Here is a 17,667-nt window from a genome sequence, read left to right on the forward strand (position 1 = left end):
ATGCGCAGACTCATTTGGCGGCGTCACGGCTCCATGATGGGGCGGTGCCGAACAAAATACAAGCGGTCTCGCTGACTCATCGAAGTAGTGACAAGGAGCGTGCAGAATCCCGACGCACCCATCACGGGCCTGCGAGGAAGTTAAGGAAAATTGTATACAGTATTCAAAAGACGGAGTAGGGTGATGCGTATCACGCAGCATGGCTGGCCGCCCCGCTGCCCGAACCCACTGAAGGAACCGCAATGACGCGCACCACCCGATTCAGGGCACTAACACTTTCCCTGGCCGCCATGACGCTCGTGGCACTGGCAGGCTGTTCCGAGGGCGGCAGTACGGCCACGTCCGGAACGCAGAATCCTGCCATCGATACCACCGCGGTGAAGGCCGTCATCGACCAGGCGAAGGCGGCACCGTCGTTTTCCGCACCGGGTCCGGCTTTCGATGCTTCCAAGGCCAAGGGGAAAGTCGTGGCCAACATCAGCTTGAACAGCACTGTTCCGTTCAACCAGATTGTTGACGCCGCGATGGGAGACGCCGGCAAGGCTGTCGGAGTCAAGGTGGTTCAGTTCACCAACCAGGGACAGGTGTCGCAATGGATCCAGGGAATGGACAGCGCCATCGCCCAAAAGGTCGATGCGATCGTCCTCGAGGGCTCACCTGACCCGAAGCTCCTCGGACCACAGATTGCCGCGGCCAAGGCGGCAGGGATTCCCGTCATCAGCACCCACCTTTACGACGAGTCCTACATCGGTTCTGCAAAGAAGGATCTTCCTGACGTGACGGCCTTCGTGGACGCCCACCACTACCGCGCGGGGACGCTGATGGCCGACTATGCGATTGCGCAATCCGGCGGTCATGTGAACGCCTACTTTGTGGCCTCCAATGAAGTCCAGCCCAGCGCGGGGATCGCGTCCGCATTCAGTGACGAACTAAAGGCCCGTTGCCCCGACAGCTGCAAGGCCAAGGTCGTGAACATCCCGATTTCGAACTGGGCGACCGACGTCCCCACCCAGGTCCAGGCTGCCCTGCTCAGCGACCCGACCATCAACTATGTTGTCCCGGTGTTCGACGGAATGACTCCGTTGCTTGGCACTGGCATCACCCAGGCGGGTAAGACAGACAGCGTCAAGATTGTTGCCTACAACGGAACAGCCTCGGTACTGAGCATGATCCAGGCGAAGAACCTGGTCGCAGCCGAGATCGGCGAACCCCTCGAATGGCTGGGATGGGCCAACATGGACCAGGTCCTTCGTGTCCTCACCGGAACGGCCCCGCTTGCCAGTGAAAAAACTCCGTTGCGGCTCTTCGACGCAAGCAATGTCAATGAGACGGGAACACCCGCAAACCAGAAGGATGGCTACGGGGATCCGGCGAAATTCCAGGACGGATACAAGACCCTCTGGGGCGTGAAGTAATGTCAGCCGTTCTGCAGATCAGCAACCTCGCCAAGACCTTCGGCGGAGTCAAGGCGCTGCAAGGGGTTGACCTCACAGTCAACGCGGGCGAGATTCACGGGCTTCTGGGCCAGAACGGTTCCGGGAAGTCCACGCTCATCAAGGTGCTCGCCGGATTCCACGAACCGGATGCCGGTGGCCGTTTGCTGGTGAACGGAAACGAAGTCAGACTTCCGCTTGCTCCCGGAGACTACAAGGCGCTGGGGATGAGGTTTGTCCACCAGGATCTAGGTCTCATCTCCAGTCTGAGCGTTCTGGAGAATCTGTTTCTCGATGAGATTTCCACTGGACACTCCGCGGGCATCCGGTGGAGGTCCTGGCGCCAAATCGCCAATGAGTTCTTCAGGAAGTACAAAGTCGAGCTGGATCCGTCCGCTGCGGTCAGCACGCTTCGGCCTGTCGAACGGGCGCTGCTGGCAATTGTCCGGGCCGTTTCCGGTGCGCCTCGCAACGGTCTCTTGGTCCTTGATGAACCGACGGTGTTCCTGCCGCAGGACGACACGGAGATGCTCTTCGATCTGACCCGCAACGTCGCCGCGGGCGGGGCCGGGGTGTTGTTCGTCTCTCACGACCTCGAAGAAGTGAAGCGCCTTACGAACCGATTCACCGTATTCCGGGACGGCCGCGTTGTCGGCAACGGCGCGACGGAGCAGACCAGCCGCGAGGAATTGGTCAAGTTGATCGTAGGCCACGAGCTCAAGGCTGTGTCTCACCGCAGCGCCGCGCAAATCGCGGCCACCAAACCAGTCGCAGTCATTGACGGGCTCAGGGGGGGCCTCGTCGCCGAGGCATCCTTCGCCGTTCATGAGGGAGAAATCCTCGGGGTGACAGGTCTGTCGGGCTCCGGTTTCGAGGATCTTCCCTACATTCTGTTCGGCGCGGCCAAAGCAGAGACCGGCACGCTGGCCTTGAACGGATCAGTCGTGCGTTTGCGGGGCCAAAACCCGACCAGCGCCTTCCGGTCAGGCATGGCGCTTGTTCCGGCCGACCGGCCGCGCGACGGGGCGATTCTCTCCCTCTCGGTCCTGGACAACGTCAGCATGCAGACCATGGACCAATTCCAGAAGGGCCCCATCCTTCGCCGCTCCCGCATGCGCGAGGAGGCCAGGAAGGTTCTTTCCGCCTTCCAGGTGCGGCCCAATGATCCGACCCTGCCTTGTTCAAGCCTGTCCGGCGGCAACCAGCAAAAGGTTCTCATGGCCAAATGGCTGCAGACCAGACCGTCACTGCTGATGGTCCATGAGCCGACACAGGGCGTCGACGTCGGCGCCCGTGAAGAAATTTTCAGCGTATTGCGGTCAGCGACCGCAGAAGGGATGGCTGTGCTATGCGCGAGCAGCGACCACGAACAACTGGCATTGATCTGCGACCGCGTCCTGGTGTTCAGGCAGGGACGGATCGTGACGGAATTGACCGGAACCCACGTGAACAAGGAAGAGATCTCGGAGCAGTCGTACGCCGTGGACCAGGACGCCCAACCGGCGGAGGCCTCATGACCCTTCTCAAGGGCGCGGGCCGGCTCAGCCTTGTTCAGCGCATCGCACTGCCCGGTGCGTGGCTACTGCTGATCATAGGCTTCGGTATCGCCAACCCCCACGTCTTCCTGACACCGGCAACGTTTCAGACCATGTTCGGCTCCCAAGCCGTCCTCCTCGTCCTGACCCTGGCCCTGATCGTTCCCCTCACTGCGGGCGACTACGACCTCTCGGTCGGTGCAGTGCTCACCCTGTCGGCCATGATGATCGCTATCCTCAACGTCCAATACGGCTGGCCCATCTGGGCAGCCATCATCGCCGCCCTCGCGATGGGCCTGCTGGTCGGTTTCCTCAACGGCATCATCATGGTTTTCTTCGGGATTGAATCCCTGATCGTCACCCTCGGCATGGGTACCTTACTCGGCGGAATTACCCTCTGGGTCAGCAACTCCGCAACCATTTCGGGCATCTCACACACTCTGGTGGACTGGGTCATCGTAAAACGCTTTGGCGGCATTTCCTTGGCGTTCTTTTACGCCATCGGCTTGTGCGCCCTGCTGTGGTGGATCATGGAATACACCTCCATCGGACGCCGCCTGCTCTTCGTCGGGCGCGGCCGGAACGTCTCCAAGCTCAGCGGTGTCCGCGTCGGACGCGTCCGGGTCGGCGCCCTGATGGGGTCCTCGACCCTGGCTGCAGTCGCGGGAGTCCTTTACGCCGGGACCTCAGGCGGCGCCGATCCCACCTCGGGCACGAACCTCTTGCTTCCCGCTTTCGCAGCGGCGTTCCTCGGCGCGACGAGCATCATGCCCGGCAGGTTCAATCCGTGGGGGACCGCCATCGCCGTGTACTTCCTGGTCACCGGAATCACCGGGCTGCAACTCATGGGGATCCAGTCCTACGTCCAGCAGCTCTTCTACGGCGGTGCCCTGCTCGTAGCGGTCGCCTTGTCCCAGCTGTCCCGACGCCGCGTTCCATTGGACAACGGATGACGCGCGTCATCGAAGCTGCAAAGGATCTGCTCGCCGTTCTCGAAGCAGAGCCTTCAGCGGACACCGTGGAGGACATGATCGCAGTCCAGACATTGGCGCTGGAGAACAAGACCGCCGCCGTGGTCACGCTCACCCGCCCGGCCCAGCACAACGCCCTGACCCTCGCCGGCTGGCAGCGCCTCGGCGCAGTTTTCACTGGCCTACGCGATGACCCCGCCGTGCGCGTCGTCATCGTGAAGGGCGCCGGGGGACGAGCCTTCGGTGCGGGCGCCGACATCTCGGAGTTCCCGGCAAAGCGCCTAGGGACCACCGCGGCAGACCGATACAACGCAGCGATCGCCGTGGCCCTGCAGGCGATCCAATCCGTGCCCTTCCCGGTGATCGCCATGATCGATGGCCTGGCCGTCGGAGGCGGATGTGAACTCGCAACAGCCTGCGACATCCGCCTGGCCAGCAGCGGCTCGCGTTTCGGCATTCCGATCGGCAAGCTCGGCGTGACGCTGGGGCTCACCGAGACACGCGCCGTCGCCGGCCTCATCGGAGCCGCCAACCTCAAATACCTCGTCTACAGCGGCACCCTCGCCACCGCAGACCAGGCCTTGGCCTGGGGCCTTGTCCAAAAGGTCGTCGAAGCCGGGGAACTCAGCGCCGAAACGGCCCGCCTGGCATGGAACATTGTCGAAAGCTCGGAAGTCACGGTCCGGGCCACCAAACAGGTAACGGCACTGGCCGCCGACCCCGCGGTCACGGACGGGCACGAACTGATCCGGGAACTGCACACCCAGGCCTACGGGGGAAACGATCTCCGCGAAGGAATCGACGCATTTCTCACCGGCCGAACCCCGAAATTCACTGACGGAAGGATCCCCTCTCATGGCCGCTCTTGACGGATTGAAAGTCATTGACCTTACCCGCTACCTTTCGGGCCCGACGTTGACGATGCTCCTGGCAGATCTTGGGGCCGACGTCATCAAGATCGAGACCCTCCCGACCGGGGACCCGGCCCGCCAGTCCGGCCCGTTCCACGGGGATGAAAGCGTCTACTATCTTGCATCGAACCGCAACAAGCGCTCGTTTGCCGTGGATCTCCGACAAGCGGAAGGCCGGGACCTGCTGCTGGGGCTCATCGATGACGCCGATGTATTCGTGCAGAACTTCCGACCGGGGACCGCCGAACAGATGGGGCTGGGCGCCGAAGTGCTCCGGGCCCGCAATCCGCGGCTGATCTACGTCAACATCAGTGGGTTCGGCACGCAGCCGCCAGGCGACGCGCTTCCCGGATTCGATCAAACGGCACAGGCAATGTCCGGGCTCATGAGCGTGACCGGGACACAGGAGACCGGGCCGCTGCGCGTCGGGATTGCCATCAGCGACTCAGCCACGGGCGTCTTCGCGGCCGTCGGCGTCCTCGCAGCTCTGCACGAGCGCGACCGGACGGGCCGGGGATCGCTAGTCGAATCGTCCTTGATGGAGTCCACCCTGACACTGATGTCGTACCAGGCACAGAAGTACCTCAGCCTGGGAGTCGTCCCGGGACGCGACGGGAACGACCACCCGATCATGTTCCCGCAGGGGACGTTCAAGACCCGGGACGCGTCGGTGACCCTCGCATCGGGGAACGAAAAGATGTGGCGGCGTCTCTGCACCGTGTTGAACCTGGATGCTTTGGCCGAGGACCCCAGATTCGCCGACAACGCAGGCCGCATGACCAACCGCGTCGAGCTGCGCCGTCTCATCGAGGATGCCCTGGCAACACGGGGCGCGGAAGAGTGGATCCCGCTCATCAACGACGCCGGCATCCCCTGCGGACGCGTGCTGGATCTGGAACAGGCCTTGAACCACCCGATTACCGCGGCTCTGGGCATGGTACAAACAGTCGAGCACCCGGAACTGGGTACGATGAAAGTGCTTGGCCAGGCGGTCAAGGTCCAGGGCAGCGAAGAGGGCTGGCTGCGCCGCCCCGCACCCATGCTGGGCGAACACACGCTGGAAATCGCGGCGGAACTTGGCGTCTCGTCGTCGGAAATCACCCGCCTGAGGGAGGCCGGTATCATCACCGGTCCGGTCCACGTCCACCCGGACCCGGACAGCGTTAGCAATGGCGGACTATGAACCCGAAACACGATCAGGAGACAACATGAGCGCTGAAGCAACGGCCCACGGCACCAGTAAAGTCGTCGTCCCGACGATGGCCGACGCCGTCGTCCAGCGGTTGAGGGGCCTGATCGTGTCAGGCGAATTCCGGCCCGGGGAACGGCTCGTCGAGGAACGGCTGTCGGAGATGTTCGGCGTCAGCCGGCCACCGCTGCGAGAGGCCTTGCGGATACTTCAACGGGACGGGCTGGTCCAAAGCCTTCCCCGCCGGGGCTTTATCGTCATCCCCATCACGGCCGAAGACGTCCGGGAGATCTATTCCCTCCGCTTCGCCCTGGAGCGGATGGCCGTGGAACTGGGCATGCCGGTCCTGGACCCGAATCGGCTTCAGCCCATGCGCGATGCCCTCGAGGACATGCGCGTCGCGGCCGAGGAAATGAACGATGAAGCAGCGGTCGAGGCCAACAGCCGCTTCCACCTGGCCTTGGTCTCCCTGCCGGGCCACAGACGGCTCATCAACACCTACGAAGGACTCCGCCTTCAGCTCGAACTCTGCATGGGATACAACCTGAAGTTCCGTGAACAGATGTTTGGTGACCGCAAAGACATGCACCCGCGCCATGCCCAACTGCTGAAAAGCATCGAAACAGGCGACAAGGAAGCTGTCCTGTACGAGATCGCCCACCACGGCAACGCGTCTCTCCTTGAAAATCTCGATGATCTGATTGGCACTGGAGGGTGACCACCACCCCTGTAACCTTGCGGGAGCTCGCGGCGCAGGTGCGGTCCGGACGGTTGGCCGGTGACGCCCTTGTGAAGCATGCGGGGGACCAGATTGAACACCGCAACGGCCCACTCAATGCCTTGGTCTGCAGCCGAAGCGCCGATGCCCTGCAAGAATCCGCTACATCGGCCTGGACAGACCGCCCGCTTGCCGGCATCCCGTTCACCGTCAAAGACATGCTCGCGACCGCGGACCTTCCGACTACCTGTGGATCCCGGATTCTTAAAGGCTGGAGCGCTGGAACAGACGCAACGGCCGTGGCCAGAATGCGTGCTGCCGGTGGCATCCTCATGGGCAAGTCCAACTGTCCGGAGTTTGCCCTAGGGGTGGACACGAACAACGAACTATTCGGCAGGACATTCAACCCTCTCGGAGCATGGACTCCGGGGGGATCCAGCGGCGGTGAGGCCGCCGCGATTGCCGCCGAAATGTCATTGGTGGGCATCGGGAGCGACTACGGCGGCTCGATCCGCTGGCCGGCCCAGTGCGCAGGCCTCGTCGGTCTGCGTCCAACCGTGGGGCGCGTCCCCAGGTCGGGGGAGCAACCAACCCTTCCCGGTTCCGATGCGCTTGGAGTGGAGGCAGTCTCCTTTCAGGACGCCGTCCAGGTCATCGGCCCGATAGGCCGCAGCATCGATGACATGCACACAGTGCTTTCCGTGATCAGCGGTCCAGACGGCATCGACCCGATCGCGGTCGACGAGCCGCTGGGAAACTACCGCGAATTGGACCCACGAGACATCGGAGTCCGCTGGGGTACCCACATCGGGAACGTACCGGTCGACCCCGAGGTTGTGCGAACTGTCCTTTTCGCGGTCGAAGCCCTCAGGTCATCCGGAACACGTGTCCAGGAGGGCCTGCCCGAGGCAGTCGCCGACGGGCTGCAGGTCTATGACCGGCTCCGTGCCGCAGACGCCATGACCACCATCGCCGCCCTCGATGCTGCCCGACCAGGGCTCATTGGCGCCCCCGTGCGGGCCATACTGGGAAACCGGACGGAACCCGGCCCGGCCGAACGGGCCGCGCTGTGGGAACACAGGAACCAGATTGTCGCCCGGCTTCGCCAGTGGCTCACGGGGGAGCGGGCACTCATTCTGCCGGTGAGCGTTGACATACCGCGGGACCTACAGGGCAATGTAGGGAACTTCCACCTGCTGGCCCCCAGCCGGGCCATCAGCCTTTTCGGCTTCCCGTCCCTGTCCGTGCCCGTCGCCACGGCCCACTCGGGAGCGCCCATCTCCGTCCAGATCGTCGCGCCCCCTTTCAGGGAAGACGTCGCACTCGCGCTCGGCGCGGCGCTGGAACAAGCGTCCGAATGGGTGCGCACCACAACACTGACGAACAGGATCCCGGATGCGAACTGACGTGCATGTATGCCAGATGCGAACCCCGGCCGATGTCTCGGAGATCGTCAAGCTCTTCGACGCCGGAACTATCGATCCCGCCGACGTCGTCGCCGTCGTGGGCAAAAGCGAGGGGACCGGCCTAGGCCGGGACGTCGGCCGGGAGACCGCCGACCTGGCAATCCGGACACTCCTCGCCGAGCGGACCGGATGCAGCCCGGCTGAGATCGCCGATCGGGTCTGCATCGTGCTTTCCGGGGGCAGTCCCGGCGTGATCACGCCCCACGTTGCCCTCTTCACGCGGACGGCCGATCCCGCGCCGAAACCGGACAACGGCAGTCCGCGCCTCGTCGTCGGGCTGTCGCATTCGGAGGAAATCCTCCCCGAGGAAGTCGGGCGGATGGGGCAGATCTCCAAGGTCCGCTCGGCCGTCAGTACTGCCATGGAGGATGCCGGGCTGACGGATCCGTCCGATGTCCACCTCGTCCTCGTCAAGGCGCCGTCCCTGACCGCCGAGTCGATCGCGGACGCGAACTCCCGTGGCCATGAAACTGTCACCAGGGACGTCTCTATTGGAGCTGAGGGCGCCATCTGCTACTCCAACGACGGATCCGCGCTCGGCGTCGCCCTCGCCTTGGGCGAGGCAGACGACGATCAAGTACACGATTCGATGGTCCGCAGGGACTGGTCGGTGTTCTCGGACGTCGCCATGACTTCTTCCGGGGGCGAGAAAACACATGCCGAAGTTCTGTTGCTGGGCAATTCAACCGACTCGTCCAGCCCACTGCGTATCGGGCACCGGTCGATGCGGACCATTATCGACGCATCTGCTGTAAGCGGTGCCCTCGAATCCGCAGGCATAGGATCCGGCTGCGACGTCAGTGAAACCTCAAAAGCCGTTGTGTACGCCTTGGCGAAGATGATCATGCCCGAAACAGCGGAGCTGGACGGCCGGCGAATCACCATGCTGGACGACCAGGTCGGGTACCACGTCGCCAAGGCAATGGGCGGCTTTCTCCTGGCCTCGCTGACCGGACACACCACGGTCTTCGTCAGCGGTGGTGAGCGGAATTCACATCAGGGCCCTCCCAACGGCAACCCGCTGGCCATCATTGTGAGGGCGACGGAATGAAGGACTCGCCGCTGTTGCACCCTGTCTACGCATTGGGGCCCATCTTTCGAAGGAACCGATATGAACTCGCCTGAAAGCGCTAATAGTTCCGAACCGACTTGCTACTTGGGAGAGCGAACAAACGGCGGCCCTCCCACGCGGGCAGATGGTTTCGTCACTGATTGGGCGGCCCTCCATCCCGGCGAGCAAGTCCAGGTGTACAGGGATGCGGAGATGTTGACGGCGGGAACCGTAGACGCAACGATGCCCGACGGCACGGGCGTCTGGCTCATGCAGCACAAAGGACTCGGGCGGCGCCTCTATCACCGATGCGAAGACCTCCGAATCGCAAGGCCCCGATATTCCTAGGCCCGACGCTGCGTGACTAATGACGGCTTCTCTGCGCGGAATCCGAGCGTGGAGCGTGGAGCTGCATGTGAACTGACTCACAAGGCTGCAACCTGCTCGCAACCCTCCCGCCCCTAGGCTGAAGCCAACGCTCCATCGACCTGCCCGCAACGGGGCTCGCGATGGTTGTGTTTCGGGCATCAGGCCGCGATGGTCCAGGCCACGACAGCGATATGCCAGCGAACTCCTTGTGGTCAGCGGCTACTCGGAACGTGAGCCGACGCCTTTCGGCCCCGGCGCCCAAATTTCATTCTCCATTTGCTCAACGCTTTAACGACGCAAGGATTTCGCCAATGACGACGACAATGCAAGCAGCCGTAGTAACTGAATTAGGTAAAGACCTTCAGATCCAGTCCCTTCCCATTCCTGTTCCCGGCCGGGGGGAAGCGCTGGTCAGGGTCATGACCACCGGGGTCTGCCACACGGACCTGCACGCCGCGGAGGGCGATTGGCCGGTCAAGCCTTCACCGCCGTTCGTGCCCGGCCATGAAGGCGTGGGCGAAGTGGTGGCCCTCGGTGAGGGCGTGGCCGACCTGGCCGTCGGGGATCTGGTGGGCAATGCCTGGCTCTGGTCTGCCTGTGGCGATTGCCAGTTCTGCCGGACCGGTTGGGAAACGCTGTGCGAGGCCCAGAAGAACGCCGGTTACAGCGTGGATGGCTCCTTCGGGGAGTACATGCTGGTGGAGAGCCGGTTCGCGGCGAGGATTCCGGCAGGTTCGGACCCTGTGGAGGTTGCCCCGGTGCTGTGCGCCGGCGTCACGGTCTACAAGGGATTGAAGATGACCGAGGCCAAGCCGGGCCAATGGGTCACCATTTCCGGCATCGGCGGCCTGGGCCACATCGCCGTCCAGTACGCGGTGGCCATGGGCCTGCGGGTTGCCGCGGTGGACATCGCCGACGACAAGCTCGCCCTCGCCAAAAAACACGGTGCCGAGCTTACGGTCAACGCGTTGCACGAAGATCCCGCGGAAGTCATCCAGCGGGAAACCGGGGGCTGCCATGGTGTCCTGGTCACGGCGGTGCATCCTTCGGCGTTCGGGCAGGCGATCGGCATGGCCAGGCGTGGCGGGACGATCGTCTTCAACGGGCTTCCGCCGGGAGACTTTCCTGCGCCGATCTTCGAGATTGTGCTCAAGGGCCTGACCGTCCGTGGCTCGATCGTGGGAACGCGCCAGGACCTGGAGGAAGCGCTGGACTTCTACGCCCAGGGCAAGATCCACCCGACCGTGTCCACGAGGGAACTCTCCGAGGTCAACGCGGTCCTTGACGAAATGAAGCACGCCAAGATCGACGGCCGCGTGGTCATTAAATACTGATCGAATTCAGCCGCGGACGATGCTCGGACATCGACTCGTGTGCATTTCAACAGAACAGCTTAGTGAGACCTAAGGAGCTTAGCTATGTCCAACGCCCGCACCGAAGCATCATACAGGCCACCTCATCCCGGCGATGCCCTCGAAAACCTTCTTCACGAGGACCGGAAGTTCGCGCCCACCCCTGAGTTCGCCGCGAATGCGGTAGTCGGCGCCGAAGTCTACGCGGAAGCGGCTGCGGACCGTCCCGCGTTCTGGGCGAAGCAGGCCCGCGAACTGCTGGAGTGGGAGACGGACTTCAGCCAGGCCCTGGACTGGTCCGACCCGCCGTTCGCGAAGTGGTTCGTCGGCGGGCAGGTCAACGCCGCGTACAACGCCCTGGACCGGCACGTGGAGAACGGGCTCGGGGACCGGGTGGCGATCCACTTCGAGGGTGAACCGGGCGATACCCGTTCCTACACGTACGCGCAGCTCACCGAAGAGGTGAAGAAAGCCGCGAACGCGTTCGAATCCGTCGGGGTAGCGAAGGGCGACCGGGTGGCCGTGTACCTGCCGATGATCCCGGAAGCGGTGATCACGATGCTGGCCTGTGCCCGGATCGGGGCCGTGCATTCGGTGGTGTTCGGCGGTTTCTCCGCGGACGCGCTGCGCTCCAGGATCGATGATGCCGAGGCCAAGCTTGTGGTCACCGCGGACGGCACCTACCGGCGCGGCAAGCCCAGCCCGCTCAAACCCGCCGTGGACCAGGCCCTCACCGCCCCCGGCCACACCGTGGAGAACGTGGTGGTGGTCAGGCGCAACGGTGAGCCGGTGGACTGGCACGAGGGCCGGGACCAGTGGTGGGAGGACACGGTCGGGACCGCGTCCGGCGAGCACACCGCCGTCGGGCACGACGCCGAACACCCGCTCTTCATCCTGTACACCTCCGGGACCACGGGCAAGCCCAAGGGCATCCTGCACACCACCGGCGGGTACCTTACCCAGACCGCGTACACCCACAGGGCGGTGTTCGACCTGCACCCGGACACGGACGTGTTCTGGTGCACCGCCGACGTCGGCTGGGTCACCGGCCACTCCTACGTCGCCTACGCACCGCTGGTCAACGGCGCCACCCAGGTCATGTACGAGGGCACCCCGGATTCCCCGCACCAGGGCCGCTGGTGGGAAATCGTGGAGAAGTACAAGGTCTCCATCCTCTACACCGCCCCCACCGCGATCCGGACGTTCATGAAATGGGGCAAGGAGATCCCGGGCAAGTACGATCTGTCCTCGATCCGGGTCCTGGGTTCGGTGGGGGAGCCCATCAACCCCGAGGCGTGGATGTGGTACCGGGAGGTCATCGGCTCCAATGCCGGCAAGAACGGGGAAAAGAAGGAACACCCTGCCCCGATCGTGGACACCTGGTGGCAGACCGAGACCGGCGCCCAGATGATCGCGCCCCTTCCGGGGGTCACGGCGACCAAGCCGGGTTCGGCGCAGGTGGCGCTGCCGGGCATCGCGATCGACGTCGTGGACGAGGCCGGGGAGTCCGTCCCGGACGGGCACGGAGGCTACCTCGTGGTCCGCGAACCCTGGCCGGCCATGCTCCGCGGCATCTGGGGGGACCCGGAACGGTTCAAGGAGACCTACTGGTCCCGTTTCGAGGGCATGTACTTCGCCGGCGACGGGGCCAAGAAAGACGACGACGGCGATATCTGGCTCCTGGGCCGGGTCGATGACGTCATGAACATCTCCGGCCACCGGCTCTCCACCACCGAAATCGAATCCGCGCTCGTCTCCCACCCCTGGGTGGCGGAGGCCGCCGTCGTCGGGGCCTCCGACGAAACCACCGGCCAGGCCGTCGTCGCGTTCGTCATCCTGCGCGAATCCGCCCCGTCGGGACAGGACAGCGGCGACGCCACCGTCGCCGAACTGCGCAACCACGTCGGCAAGGAAATCGGCCCCATCGCCAAGCCCAGGCACATCCTCGTGGTCCCGGAACTGCCCAAGACCCGTTCCGGGAAGATCATGCGCCGCCTCCTCAAAGACGTCGCCGAAGGCCGCGAACCCGGCGACGCCACCACCCTCTCCGATCCAACGATCATGTCCCAGATCGCGCAGTCGCTGAAGCCTTCGTTGTAAGAGCCCACCACAGCTCGGCCCTGCCGGATTCCGTTGAGGGAATCCGACAGGGCCGATTACTGTTCCGGGATCACTGATGCCGGTGGTTCCAGGATTACCGTCCGCCGGCTATGGACACCCTGCTTGGGTTTTCGATGGCGCCCATTAGCTTGTCGGTGACATCCTCGATTCCGCCCTGGCCATTAACCTTTCTCAGTATGCCGCGCTCGGCATACTTGGTCACTACGGCTTCGGTCTGCTCGTGGTACAGGTCCAGCCGGTGGCGGATAACGGCTTCGTTGTCGTCGCTGCGGCCGGTCTCCTTGGCGCGGCCCAGCAGGCGATGGACCAGTTCGTCGTCATCGGCGGTCAGCTGCAGGACAACGTCAAGCTTCTGCTCACCGGTGGCGAGGATCTCATCGAGGTAGTCCACCTGTGACGTGGTGCGCGGGTACCCGTCGAGCAGGAAGCCGTTTTCGACGTCGTCCTCGCTGAGGCGGCTGCGCACCATCTCGTTGGTGATCGTGTCGGGGACAAAGTCACCGGCATCCATGTACTTCGTGGCTTCGATGCCAAGGGGCGTCCCGCCCTTCACGTTGGCGCGGAAGATGTCTCCGGTGGAGATCGCAACGACGCCGAGGCGTTCGGAGATCCGTTCCGCCTGCGTGCCTTTGCCGGAACCGGGCGGCCCAATAATCAGCATTCTCGTCATTCAAGTAGCCCTTCGTTGTGCAGTTGTTGAAAGCTTGCAGCCGTTGAAAGCTTGCTGTGCTCGTCGATCAGGCTCTAGAAGAATCCGAGCTTGTTTTCGGAGTGGCTGACCAGGAGGTTTTTGGTCTGCTGGTAGTGGTCCAGCATCATGGCGTGGTTCTCGCGGCCGATGCCGGAGGACTTGTAGCCGCCGAACGCAGCGCCGGCGGGGTAGGCGTGGTAATTGTTGACCCAGACCCGGCCGGCCTGGATTTCACGGCCTGCACGGTACGCGACGTTTCCGTTGCGGGACCAGACACCGGCGCCGAGGCCGTAGAGAGTGTCGTTGGCAATGGTGATCGCGTCGTTGTAGTCCGTGAAGCGGGCCACGGAGACCACGGGGCCGAAGATTTCCTCCTGGAAGATCCGCATCTTGTTCTGGCCCTCGAAGATGGTGGGCTGGACGTAGAAACCGCCGGCAAGGTCCCCGTCAAGCTCCGTCGGTGCACCGCCGGCCAAGATCTTGGCGCCCTCTTCGTGCCCGATGTCGATGTAAGAGAGGATCTTCTCCATCTGTCCTACCGATGCCTGGGCACCGATCTGGGTATTGGTGTCCAGCGGGTTGCCCTGGATGATCTTCTGCGTCCTGGCCACGGCGTCGGCCATGAAGGAGTCGTAGATACCGTCCTGGACGAGGGCTCGGGACGGGCTGCTGCAGACTTCGCCCTGGTTGAAGGCGTACAGGGTGAAGCCCTCCTGTGCCTTGTCGTAGAAGGCGTCGTTGGAGTCGGCAACGTCGTTGAAGAAGATGTTGGGGCTCTTGCCGCCAAGCTCCAGGGTTACGGGGATCAGGTTGGCGCTGGCGTACTGGCTGATCAGGCGCCCGGTGGAGGTCTCGCCGGTGAACGCGATCTTGCGGATCCGCGGGCTGGAGGCCAGCGGCTTTCCCACCTCGGAGCCGAAGCCGTTGACGATGTTCAGCAGGCCGGCCGGCAGCAGGTCCGCGATGAGTTCCGCCAGGACCAGGATGGAGGCCGGGGTGTTGGAGGCAGGCTTCAGGACCACCGCGTTGCCGGCGGCCAGGGCGGGAGCCACCTTCCACACGGCCATCAGGATCGGGAAGTTCCACGGGATGATCTGCCCCACCACACCGAGGGGTTCGTGAAAGTGGTAGGCCGTGGTGTCCTCGTCCAGCTGGGATAGCCGGCCTTCCTGTGCCCGGATTGCGCTTGCGAAGTACCGGAAGTGGTCCGCCGCGAGCGGGATGTCCGCATTCAGGGTTTCGCGGACGGGCTTGCCGTTGTCCCAGGTTTCGGCGACGGCCAGCATTTCGAGGTTGGCATCGATCCGGTCTGCGATCTTGTTCAGCACTGCAGCGCGCTCAGTGGCTGATGTCTTGCCCCACGCCGGTGCAGCCTTGTGCGCGGCGTCCAGGGCGAGCTCAACGTCCGCAGCGGCGCCGCGAGCCACCTCGGTGAATTGCTTTCCGTTCACCGGGGAGACGTTCTCGATGTATCGGCCGGTAGTTGGAGCCACCCATTGGCCGCCGATCCAGTTCTCGTAGCGGTCCTTGAACTGGACCTTGGATCCTTCTTGGCCGGGCTGTACATAAACAGTCATGGTCACTCCTCTGGAAAACGGACGTCTTCGTCCTGGCCCCCATGCTAGGGGTTCAAAGGTTGCGACCAGGCTGCAATGGGGCCCGCGGCCCTACTGACGTTGCGCTACCCCTGCTTCCTTGCCGGGCGTGACCGCTCGGCGCGAATGGCGGCTGCAGCTTCCGTCAAAGCCGCGTAGTTGTGCCCGCTGATGAAGGCGTCACAATAGGGCAGCGCAGCGGCCATGCCACCCGCCAACGGTTGGTAGTCCGAACCGGCCTTCCTCGGATTGACCCAGACGACCCGGTAGGCGAGGCGCCGCAGCCGCGCCATCTGGGCGTCCACCAGTTCCGGCGCGTCCTGGGCCCAACCGTCGGAGAGCACCACAATGACCGCGCCCCTGGCCAAGCCGCGGCGTCCATAGCCATCGATGAAGCGCCGGAGGCTCTCCGCGAGCCGGGTGCCGCCCGCCCAGTCCGGGGCGGCGGCGGCTCCCAGGGCCAGGGCTTTGTCTGTGTTCCGGTTCGAAAGCTGCCGGGTGAGCCTGGTCAGCCGGGTGGAGAACACGAACGCCTCGGCCTGGGCACCGGCTACTGCGCCCTGTAGCAGGGAAAGGAAGACCTGTGTGTACGGTTCCATGGAGCCGGATACATCGCACAGGAACACCAGGCGGCGCGGACGCTGGCGACGGCGGGCATAGACCAAGGAGCTTGCGTCGCCGCCGGTGCGCCGGGCTGCGCGGATGGTGCGCCGGAGGTCGAGCTTTGCACCGCTGTGTGCCCATTGGCGTGTCCGGCGGCTTCGGCGCTCCGGGGTAGCCAGCACGATACGCCGCACCAGCTGGCGCACGTGGGCAGCTTCTTCGGGGGTGAGCTCGGCGAAGGACTTCTCATGCAGATGCTCGTCAGGGGAGGCCATGGCCAGGATTGCCTCGAACCCGGGTGCGTTGGATTCGTCGTCGTTCGCTACGACGGGGGCGGCGACGGGTGCCCGCGACGCCGGGACGCGACCGTCCGCATGGGCCAGGGGTCGTTCGCTTGGAGCCGCCCGGGTGCGCTCCGCCGCGCCGATCGTCGGTGGACTGTTGGCATCGCCGCGGGTGTCCGCCGGATCGAGCATCCCGTCGAATGCGGCCGCAAAGACGGCGTCAAATACCGGCAGCTGTTCGTGCGAGGAGACGAGCGCCACCCGGCACGTCCAGTACAGCAGCTCACGGGCAGCAGGGGGAACGATCCTGAGGGCCTGGGCCAGCCAGGCCGCGCGGTCCGGGGAGCTCGGCAGCCCGGCACGGCGCAGCGCCGTGCTGAAGCCAACCGCCAACGCCGCAGCATCGACGCCGGCCCGGCCATCCCTGGGCGCATACTCAGTCATGGCCGCCGGCCACCCATGCCGGGCCGCGGGCCCACGCAATGTCCAGATCGTCGCGATTCTTCAGGACCGAACCCCAGGTCTGTTTCACCGCAGCCGGGTCCAGTCGTTCGACGCCAAGCACCGTGAGGGCCGACACCCAGTCGATTGCCTCCGCGATCCCCGGGGGTTTGGCCATGTCCAGGGACCGCAGCCTCGTGATGGCCGCTGCGGCATCCAGGGCGAGCGGCTCGGCGCTCCCGGGCACCCTGCGGCGGACGATCGCGGCGATTCGCTCCGGGCGGGGGTAGTCAATCCAGTGGTAGAGGCAGCGCCGGGTCAATGCGTCGTGCAGGTCCCTGGTCCGGTTGGAGGTCAGGACGACGACGGGCGGGTGCGTGGCGCGGATGGTGCCCAGCTCCGGAATCGTCACGGCGGCCTCGGCCAGCAGCTCGAAAGTGAAAGCCTCGAACTCCGCGTCGGCCCGGTCGATCTCGTCCAGCAACAAGACGGCCGGACGCGGGCCGGGATGCTCGATCGCCTTCAGCAGCGGGCGGCGCAGCAAATACTGTTCCCCGAAAAGATCGGCCTCCTCCACACGGACATCCCGGACTTCAGCCAAGCGGATGCCCAGAAGTTGGCGCTGATGGTTCCACTCATACATAGCCTCGCCCACGTCGATGCCCTCGTAGCACTGCAAGCGATACAGGGGAGTGTCGAGCACCTTGGCCAGCGCCTTCGCCGCCTCGGTCTTCCCGACGCCGGCCTCGCCCTCCAGCAGGATGGGTTGCGGCAAGCGGATGGACAGGAACAATGCGGTCGCCAGTCCGACGTCGGCAAGGTAGTCGCCGTCGTCGAGCGCGGACATGAGCGCGGAAACGTCCGGGACAAGACGGCGCACCTCGTCTTCCGCACCCGCCCGCACCGGTCCGCTCATCGGTCACGTCCCAGCCGGGGC

At 64.4% G+C, this 17,667-nt stretch carries 15 protein-coding genes; 11 read left to right on the forward strand and 4 right to left on the reverse strand.

Features of this window, described 5'->3' with window-relative positions:
• Window positions 1-242: 242 nt before the first annotated feature.
• From AC4CS3_RS10985 to acs, 11 genes are all read left to right on the forward strand, one after another.
• Window positions 243-1,415 carry a sugar ABC transporter substrate-binding protein gene (locus AC4CS3_RS10985; RefSeq protein WP_490783492.1) on the forward strand — a complete coding sequence of 391 codons (1,173 nt, stop codon included), beginning with the start codon at window positions 243-245 and terminating at the stop codon, window positions 1,413-1,415.
• The gene (locus AC4CS3_RS10990) at window positions 1,415-2,950 is read left to right on the forward strand and encodes a sugar ABC transporter ATP-binding protein (RefSeq protein WP_490783493.1); all 1,536 of its coding nucleotides are present in this window, start codon (window positions 1,415-1,417) and stop codon (window positions 2,948-2,950) included. The genes AC4CS3_RS10985 and AC4CS3_RS10990 overlap by 1 nt, the downstream gene beginning before the upstream one ends.
• Complete coding sequence (locus tag AC4CS3_RS10995) at window positions 2,947-3,921, forward strand: ABC transporter permease (RefSeq protein ID WP_490783494.1); 975 nt, start codon at window positions 2,947-2,949, stop codon at window positions 3,919-3,921. Before AC4CS3_RS10990 ends, AC4CS3_RS10995 begins: the two co-directional genes overlap by 4 nt.
• Complete coding sequence (locus AC4CS3_RS11000) at window positions 3,918-4,808, forward strand: enoyl-CoA hydratase/isomerase family protein (protein ID WP_490783495.1); 891 nt, start codon at window positions 3,918-3,920, stop codon at window positions 4,806-4,808. The genes AC4CS3_RS10995 and AC4CS3_RS11000 overlap by 4 nt, the downstream gene beginning before the upstream one ends.
• The gene (locus tag AC4CS3_RS11005; protein ID WP_490783496.1) at window positions 4,795-6,033 is read left to right on the forward strand and encodes a CaiB/BaiF CoA transferase family protein; all 1,239 of its coding nucleotides are present in this window, start codon (window positions 4,795-4,797) and stop codon (window positions 6,031-6,033) included. The genes AC4CS3_RS11000 and AC4CS3_RS11005 overlap by 14 nt, the downstream gene beginning before the upstream one ends.
• Before the next feature lie 25 nt (window positions 6,034-6,058).
• Window positions 6,059-6,757, forward strand: coding sequence for a GntR family transcriptional regulator (locus AC4CS3_RS11010; protein WP_490783497.1), 699 nt, complete (start codon window positions 6,059-6,061; stop codon window positions 6,755-6,757).
• On the forward strand, window positions 6,754-8,163 hold the full coding sequence (locus tag AC4CS3_RS11015; RefSeq protein ID WP_490783498.1) for an amidase: 1,410 nt from the start codon (window positions 6,754-6,756) through the stop codon (window positions 8,161-8,163). Before AC4CS3_RS11010 ends, AC4CS3_RS11015 begins: the two co-directional genes overlap by 4 nt.
• The gene (locus AC4CS3_RS11020; RefSeq protein ID WP_490783499.1) at window positions 8,153-9,274 is read left to right on the forward strand and encodes a ring-opening amidohydrolase; all 1,122 of its coding nucleotides are present in this window, start codon (window positions 8,153-8,155) and stop codon (window positions 9,272-9,274) included. Before AC4CS3_RS11015 ends, AC4CS3_RS11020 begins: the two co-directional genes overlap by 11 nt.
• A gap of 105 nt (window positions 9,275-9,379) precedes the next feature.
• Entirely contained in the window at window positions 9,380-9,622 is a 243-nt protein-coding gene (locus AC4CS3_RS11025) for a hypothetical protein (protein ID WP_490783500.1), read from the forward strand.
• Window positions 9,623-9,954: 332 nt separating this feature from the next.
• Window positions 9,955-10,977: an alcohol dehydrogenase AdhP gene (gene adhP, locus AC4CS3_RS11030; RefSeq protein WP_490783501.1), complete on the forward strand. Its 1,023-nt coding sequence runs from the start codon at window positions 9,955-9,957 to the stop codon at window positions 10,975-10,977.
• Window positions 10,978-11,061: 84 nt separating this feature from the next.
• A complete protein-coding gene (gene acs / locus AC4CS3_RS11035; protein WP_490783502.1) occupies window positions 11,062-13,095 on the forward strand; it encodes an acetate--CoA ligase in 2,034 nt (677 codons plus the stop codon).
• A gap of 94 nt (window positions 13,096-13,189) precedes the next feature.
• On the opposite strand, the gene AC4CS3_RS11040 is transcribed toward acs, so the two are convergent.
• From AC4CS3_RS11040 to AC4CS3_RS11055, 4 genes are all read right to left on the reverse strand, one after another.
• Window positions 13,190-13,777, reverse strand: a complete 588-nt coding sequence (locus tag AC4CS3_RS11040) for an adenylate kinase (RefSeq protein ID WP_490783503.1) — start codon at window positions 13,775-13,777, stop codon at window positions 13,190-13,192.
• An 83-nt stretch (window positions 13,778-13,860) separates the two neighbouring features.
• Window positions 13,861-15,384 (reverse strand): acetaldehyde dehydrogenase ExaC, encoded by a 1,524-nt coding sequence (gene exaC, locus AC4CS3_RS11045; RefSeq protein WP_490783504.1) that lies wholly within the window; start codon window positions 15,382-15,384, stop codon window positions 13,861-13,863.
• A 104-nt stretch (window positions 15,385-15,488) separates the two neighbouring features.
• On the reverse strand, window positions 15,489-16,733 hold the full coding sequence (locus AC4CS3_RS11050; RefSeq protein WP_490783505.1) for a vWA domain-containing protein: 1,245 nt from the start codon (window positions 16,731-16,733) through the stop codon (window positions 15,489-15,491).
• Window positions 16,726-17,646, reverse strand: coding sequence for an AAA family ATPase (locus AC4CS3_RS11055; protein WP_490783506.1), 921 nt, complete (start codon window positions 17,644-17,646; stop codon window positions 16,726-16,728). Before AC4CS3_RS11055 ends, AC4CS3_RS11050 begins: the two co-directional genes overlap by 8 nt.
• Window positions 17,647-17,667 lie beyond the last annotated feature (21 nt).

It is taken from the genome of Arthrobacter sp. SE2, assembly GCF_058244265.1.